Origin of the sequence: Streptomyces wedmorensis, assembly GCF_000716445.1 — a bacterium.
Taxonomy (GTDB): Bacteria; Actinomycetota; Actinomycetes; order Streptomycetales; family Streptomycetaceae; genus Streptomyces; species Streptomyces wedmorensis.
The window spans coordinates 36,826-42,905 of record NZ_JNWK01000061.1 but is presented as its reverse complement, the minus strand read 5'-3'; the positions used below and the strand labels follow the sequence as shown (position 1 = coordinate 42,905).

The following is a 6,080-nucleotide window of genomic DNA, read 5'->3' as shown; positions in this document are numbered from 1 at the left end:
GCGCCCTCGGCGCCCTCGGCGCCTCCCACGACCTGTGCCCGATCGGCTGCTGCCCGGCCAGGGCCGAGCGGCCGGCGGCGGCCGGAGCCGACAGCCCGTGGACCACGACCCGATGATCCTGTGCGACGGACGCCCCGGCCTCGCTTTCCTTCCGGCTGCCCCCAGCGGGGATGCGCCGCAGGCGCCGCCGAGCCCCCGGGAGGCCCGGGGAGGCCCGACGGCTCCCCGGGCGGCCCGGCGCATCCGCGGCGCCTGCGGTCCGGGAGGCAACGGCGCATCCGCGGGTCGGCCCGCGGGAGAAATACGGGTACGAACGAACGGCGAAGTGGGGCCCATGAACGAGGCGGACGGCGCACCGGACGGCACCCGGGGTCTCGTACTCTCCGGGTCGCGACCGACGGAGTCCGTGTGGGACTACCCGCGGCCCCCGGAGCTGACGGGCGACGACCGCCCCGTGACGGTCACGGTGGGCTCCCAGGTCGTGGCGGACACGCGCGCGAGCCTGCGGGTCCTGGAGACGAGCCACCCGCCGGTCTTCTACCTGCCCCGGCGCGACGTGCGCACATCGTTCCTGCGCCCCCGGCCGGGCCGGACCCACTGCGAGTGGAAGGGCGAGGCGTCGTACCGGGACGTCGTCGTCGGTGACATCGTGGTGGTGCGGGCCGCCTGGAGCTACGAACGGCCCCACGGCCCCTACGAGGCCCTCCGCGGCCACCTGGCCTTCTATCCCGTCCACGGTGCACTGCACGGTCGACGGCGAAGTGGTGGCAGCCCAGGAGGGCGACTTCTACGGCGGGTGGATCACGCACGAGATCGAAGGTCCTTTCAAGGGCGGTCCCGGCACCTGGGGCTGGTGACCGCCCGCGACGAAGGAGGACGTCATGACGAACACAGCGCGGGCGACCAGGGGCGCCGGGGTCGTGAAGGATCCGGAGCGCCCCGGTGACGTGGCCGCGGACCTCCACGTCTATCTCAGCTACAGAGACACCGAGGCCGCGCTGGCCTGGCTCTCGGAGATCGGATTCGAGCTCGTGCGGCGCCAGGACGCCGAGGACGGTTCACTCGCCCACGCCGAGATCCGGTACGGGGACGTGGTCCTGATGGTGGCCGGCGCGCACGCCGAGTACAGCAGGCCCGCCCTCCACGGCATCAGCACGGGGAGCGGCCTGTACCTGTGCCTCCCCTCCCCGTCGGCGGTGGACCAGTGGTACTTCCACGCGGTCTCCGCGGGCGGTGTCCCGGTGATCGAGCCGGAGGCGACCGAGTGGGGTACGCGGCGCGCCCGGGTCCTCGACCCCGAGGGACACGAGTGGAGCGTGGGAACCTACCGGCCAGGCTGATCCGGCGGGCCGAGCGGCCGGCCTTCCCGGGGCGGGCGGGGTACGCGTCCTCCAGAACCGGGCGGGCCGACACCGGTAAGGAGCGCCGTCTCGTGGGACGAGCCGCTCTCGTCCGCTGCTTCCGCCGGCGTCCGCGTCGTGCGGCGTCCCTGGCCGCGCCGGTCAGGGACGGGTTGGTGGGTCGTGGTGAGGATTTCCTTCACCAGGGCTGAGACCTGTTCCGTCCCGGTGAGGAATCCGTCGTGTCCGTGCGGGGACTCGACCACTCTGAGGTGGTGTGCGGTCGGTACGAGGGCGGCCAGTTCGGCTTGCTGGCTGAGGGGGTAGAGCCTGTCGGTGTCGACGCCCGCCACCAGGGTGGGGGCGGTGACGCGGCTGAGGGCGGCCCGGGTGCCGCCGCGGCCGCGGCCTACGTCGTGGCTGCTCCTGACCTCGCAGAGTACGACGTAGCTGCCGGCGTCGAAGCGTCGCACCAGCCGGGGGTGGGATGGCCGGGCCCGGTGGTTCCGGCGACGTGGCTGTCTCCGGGGATCCGGTGGCCTACGGGGCCAGGAGGGCGGGCGGCTCGCTGCCGGGGACGGGCTTCCTCATGACGGTGTCGACGGCGAACCGGTCCCCGAGGTGGTCCGGGCTCCACGCTCCTCAGGTCCAGGACGAGAGCGGCGATGTTCCACATGTCGTCCTCGCCCCGGTGGTGGCGGCCCTCCAGCGGAAGCCCCGCGAGCTGCAGGGCGCCTCCTGTCATGCCGGGGCGCTTGCGCAGGCCTTACGCCTCGGTGAACACGGCCTTGGCGTTGGTGTGCCCCTGATCGGCCGGCCGAACGGATAGTGCGTATCGGCCGCCCGGCACTGCCGTTCGAACTGCTTGCGGTCGCAGTCTCCCCAGTTCGCCCAGGGGCGGCCGCGTGCGTCATGGGCGTCGGCGAGGAGGCGGCACGCCTCGGCGAAGCCGAGGCCGCCGGCGACCTCGGCTGGGGTGAGCCCGGTCAGCCGGGTGCAGAAACCGCTCACCTCGGAGCGTTGGGGCCGTACGAGGATCCGGTGCCACCCCACGCGTCGGCGGGCCGCCGGATCCACGACGGTGAGCCCGATCTCGATGATCTCGCTCACCGCGCCGGGCGGGGCTGCCCCTCCCAGCAGGTGGCCTCGACGTCGATGACGTTCAGAAGGGGTGGATCCGTCTTTCATGGCGGCAGGTCAGGGATACGGGGCGGGGTGGGTCATCCGGTTTTCCGTCGGTCCGGTCGGTCCTGAAGCCGCAGCGCAGGCGCTCACGCTGCGCGGCGCATATGAGCGGGGCCGTCTCGCTCCCGTTCGTATCGAACGGGAGGGCGAGGGCGGTCGGGGTTACCGGCGGCTGCGGAGAGCCGGCGTCGAAGTGGGTGTCGGAGGCGCTCGGGGCGATATCGTTCACCGGCCGGCACGGCTCGCGTCAGACCGAGGCACGTGCGACGAACTCGGCTTTGACGTGCACGGACTTGTGAACCTTCCGGCCGTCCAGGCGTTCTGCGAGCAGTCGGGCGGCGGCGCGCGCGACCTGGTCCGCCGGGTAGCGGATAGTGGTCAGCCGGGGGCGCACCAAGGAGGCGAAGGAAGCGTCGTCGTGGCCGATCAGAGCGACGTCCTGGGGGATTTCAAATCCTAGTTCGTGCGCCTTTTCCATGGCCCCGACGGCGATCACGTCATTGCCGCAGAAGACGGCGTCGGGTCGGTGGCGGCGGCTCATGAGTTCGGCGAATCCGGCTGCTCCGGCTTCTCTCGTGTGCTCGCCCCGGACGACCAGTTCGTGGGGCAGCGCCATGCCGAGCTGGAGCGCCAGGCTTCTGAGCTGTTCCAGGCGGGGGTCGCCGCCCGTGGCGTCCCGGGGCCCCGCGATCATGGCTATGCGTCGTCGTTGGGCCGCCGCCACCTGTTCCAGTGCTGATCGTGTTGCCGCGCGGGCGTCGGGCGTCACCTGGTCGATCGGGCCGAAGGAGACGTCTGCGCTGACGACGACGGGCAGGCCCGCCTCGGCCAGGGGCTCGAAATCGCGCGGTTTGAGCCGAAAGGGAGTGATGACGACACCGGCGAATCGCTGCTGTACGGCCTCCGCCAAGAGCGCCTGCTCCTCGTCCCGGCGGGCGCGCGTGTTGCAGACGACGACGTGCAGTCCGCGCTCTCGCAGTTCTTCCTGCAAGGTGGCCGCGAGCTGCGCGTAGAAGGGGTTGGCGATGTCGGGAACGATCAGCGCCACCAGGCTGGACCGTCCCGTCCGCAGGCTGCGCGCCGTGGTGTTGACGGTGAAGGCCAGTTCGGCGATGGCCGCCTCCACCGCGGCCCGGGTCTCGGGGGCGACCTGTCGCTTGCCGGAGAGCACGTAGGAGACCGTCGCGGACGACACTCCGGCCGCACGGGCGACATCCGCCATGGTGACCCGCTCGCGCACAGCGCACCCTCCCTTCTGCGGCCACCCTATGCCACGTGCGGTCGCGCCGTGGAGGCGCTCGCGTCCGAGGTCCGGGGGGCCCGCCTGCGGGTACCGGTCCCACTTCTCCGGAGGGCCGTCAGGCGCTCCGCTCCCGGCCGTCGACACGACGCAGCCGTACCAGAGCGCTGGCGCAGTCGCCCGGGGAAAGGTCGGGAAGCGGGAGGCCGAACCCGGTCAGAGTGGCCCCGGACCACTCCCGTCCCGTCTCCTCGTCGCGGTACCTGCTTTCCCGTTCGAGCCCTCGCAAGCGCAGCGGCGGGTGCGGTGGCGCGAAGGCCGTTCCGGGACGCCAGATCAGCACGACCACGCGTTCGCCGGACGCGTCGAGGTACTGCACGGCCGTGAGGGGCCCCTCGCGCGGCGCCAGGAGGCGGAACTGCTCCCCGTGTTGCACGACGGGGCGGATGTCCTTGTAGACCTCGACGAGTCGGCCGGCCTCGGCGAGTTCGGCTTCGGTCCAGCGGGTGAGGTCGCCCCCGATTCCGAGTACGCCCGCCATGGCGCTGTGGAACCGGAAGGGCATCGGGACCGCGCGGCCGGTCAGCGGGTTGGGGCTGTCGGTCACCCATGCGGACATGACGCCCGCCGGGTACATCTGGCTGAAGCCGTGCTGGATGGTGAGGCGGTCCACCGCGTCGGTGTTGTCCGAGGTCCACGCCTGATCGGTGCGCGCGAGGGTGGCGGGGTCGAGGCGTCCACCGCCGCCCGCGCATGCTTCGACGCGCAGTCGCGGGAACTCGGCGCGCAGGTGGTCGAGCACGTGGTGGACGCCTCGGGCGTGTGCTACGTGGACGCGCCTGGCGTCGGGGGCGGGGCCTGGCACGCCTGCTTCGCTGAAGGACCGGTTGAAGTCCCATTTGAGGAAGTCGACCGAGTGGTGGGCGACGAGCTCGCGCAGCCAGGTGAGGGCCCAGTTGGTGACTTCCGGGCGGGAGAAGTCCAGGACGAGTTGGTTGCGCAGTTCCGTCGCGGTGCGATCGGGCAGGTGCAGGACCCAGTCGGGGTGCCGGCGGTAGAGGTCGCTGTCGGTGTTGACCATCTCGGGTTCCACCCACAGGCCGAAGGCCATGCCGAGGCGGTGGACCTCGTCGGCGAGCGGGCGCAGTCCCCTGGGGAAGCGGCGGGGGTCGGGGGTCCAGTCGCCGAGGCCGGCCCGGTCGTCGTCGCGGCCGCGGAACCAGCCGTCATCGAGGACGAACAGCTCGGCCCCGAGGTCGGCGGCACGTTGCGCGAGGGCGATCTGGTTGTCCTCGTCGACGGCGAACGACGTCGCCTCCCAGGAGTTGTAGAGGACGGGCCGCGGTTCTCGTGGGTGGGGCAGGACGTGGGTGCGCAGGTGGTGGTGGAAGGCGCGGGAGGCGCCTCCGAAGCCGCGGTCGGTGTACAGCGCGAGGCTGCGCGCGGTGCGGTGGCTGCCGCCGGGGGCGAGGCGCAGTTCGATGCCTTCGTGGCCTTCGCCTGCCACGATGCCGGTTCGGCCGGCCGCGGTGTGCTGGGCGGTGAGGCGCCAGCTGCCGCTCGCGGCGAGTGCGACGGTCCAGACCTCGCCGTGTTCTTCGCTCGCGTCGTGCGCGTCGAGGGTCGCCCAGGGGTTGGCGTGGTGGCCGGTGTGTCCGCGCCGGCTGCCCAGGACCGTCTCCCCCACCGGCAGTCCGGACCTGTGGAGGTGGCCCTCGCGGGACCAGCCGCCGTGGACGGAGCCGATTCGCCAGGCCGGGCGGGACGGAAGCGGCCAGTGCGCCGACGCGTACCGCAGGAGCAGGATGTCGCCGTCGGCGGCGGTGCCGGTGTGGTGGAACTCCGTCCAGCGTTCCAGTACGTCGCTGTCGGCGGGGACGTGGTAGTGCAGGTCCCAGGCCAGTGGCCGGGTCCGGTCCCGGAGGCGGATGACGAGGTGGTCGTCCGCCTCCAGGGCCGTCTCGCGGACGGTGGGTTCGAGGGGGCTGGAGCCGTCGGCGAACCGGACCTCGAGGGCGGGCACTCCGAAGCGTGCTCCGCCGTCGACCGGGTACTCCTCCACCCCGTCCCAGCGGCCGGCGAAACTGTCGTCGTGCTCGGACCACAGCGGCAGCGCGATCGCGTCGGCCTGCGGGAGCACGGCGCCCCAGTGAAGATGGAGCACGGATCCGGCGGCCCGGTCCACCCGCAGCGCATAGGCGCTGCGGGTGGTGCGCAGCAGGACGGTGCCGCTCGCCTCGTCGATCTGCGCCGGCGGGGCCGGCAGCGTGGGCTTGGTCCTCACGGAGGGTGGTCCTCTCGCCTGTGTTCTTTGG

The 6,080-nt window shown here is 72.5% G+C and carries 3 protein-coding genes and 3 pseudogenes; 2 read left to right on the top strand and 4 right to left on the bottom strand.

What is annotated here, in order from left to right:
* Nucleotides 1–112 precede the first annotated feature (112 nt).
* A pseudogene (locus OO54_RS48630) lies at nt 113–670 on the top strand (DUF427 domain-containing protein); the annotation flags it as partial.
* 211 nt (nt 671–881) lie between these two features.
* Nucleotides 882–1,340 (top strand): VOC family protein, encoded by a 459-nt coding sequence (locus tag OO54_RS34085; protein ID WP_234439226.1) that lies wholly within the window; start codon nt 882–884, stop codon nt 1,338–1,340.
* Between the two features lie 188 nt (nt 1,341–1,528).
* On the opposite strand, the pseudogene OO54_RS34080 reads toward OO54_RS34085, so the two are convergent.
* The 4 genes and pseudogenes from OO54_RS34080 to OO54_RS34065 form a co-directional block, all read right to left on the bottom strand.
* A pseudogene (locus OO54_RS34080) lies at nt 1,529–1,819 on the bottom strand (homoserine O-acetyltransferase); the annotation flags it as partial.
* Nucleotides 1,820–1,983: 164 nt separating this feature from the next.
* Nucleotides 1,984–2,506: pseudogene (locus OO54_RS44210) on the bottom strand (3'-5' exonuclease); the annotation flags it as partial.
* Between the two features lie 266 nt (nt 2,507–2,772).
* On the bottom strand, nt 2,773–3,747 hold the full coding sequence (locus OO54_RS34070; RefSeq protein WP_033210280.1) for a LacI family DNA-binding transcriptional regulator: 975 nt from the start codon (nt 3,745–3,747) through the stop codon (nt 2,773–2,775).
* Nucleotides 3,748–3,883: 136 nt separating this feature from the next.
* The gene (locus OO54_RS34065) at nt 3,884–6,049 is read right to left on the bottom strand and encodes an alpha-galactosidase (protein WP_234439224.1); all 2,166 of its coding nucleotides are present in this window, start codon (nt 6,047–6,049) and stop codon (nt 3,884–3,886) included.
* Nucleotides 6,050–6,080 lie beyond the last annotated feature (31 nt).

Coding starts and splice junctions, on each gene's coding strand:
- OO54_RS34085 (WP_234439226.1), top strand. CDS start 882: ATGACGAACACAGCGCGGGCGACCAGGGGCGCCGGGGTCGTGAAGGAT.
- OO54_RS34070 (WP_033210280.1), bottom strand. CDS start 3,747: ATGGCGGATGTCGCCCGTGCGGCCGGAGTGTCGTCCGCGACGGTCTCC.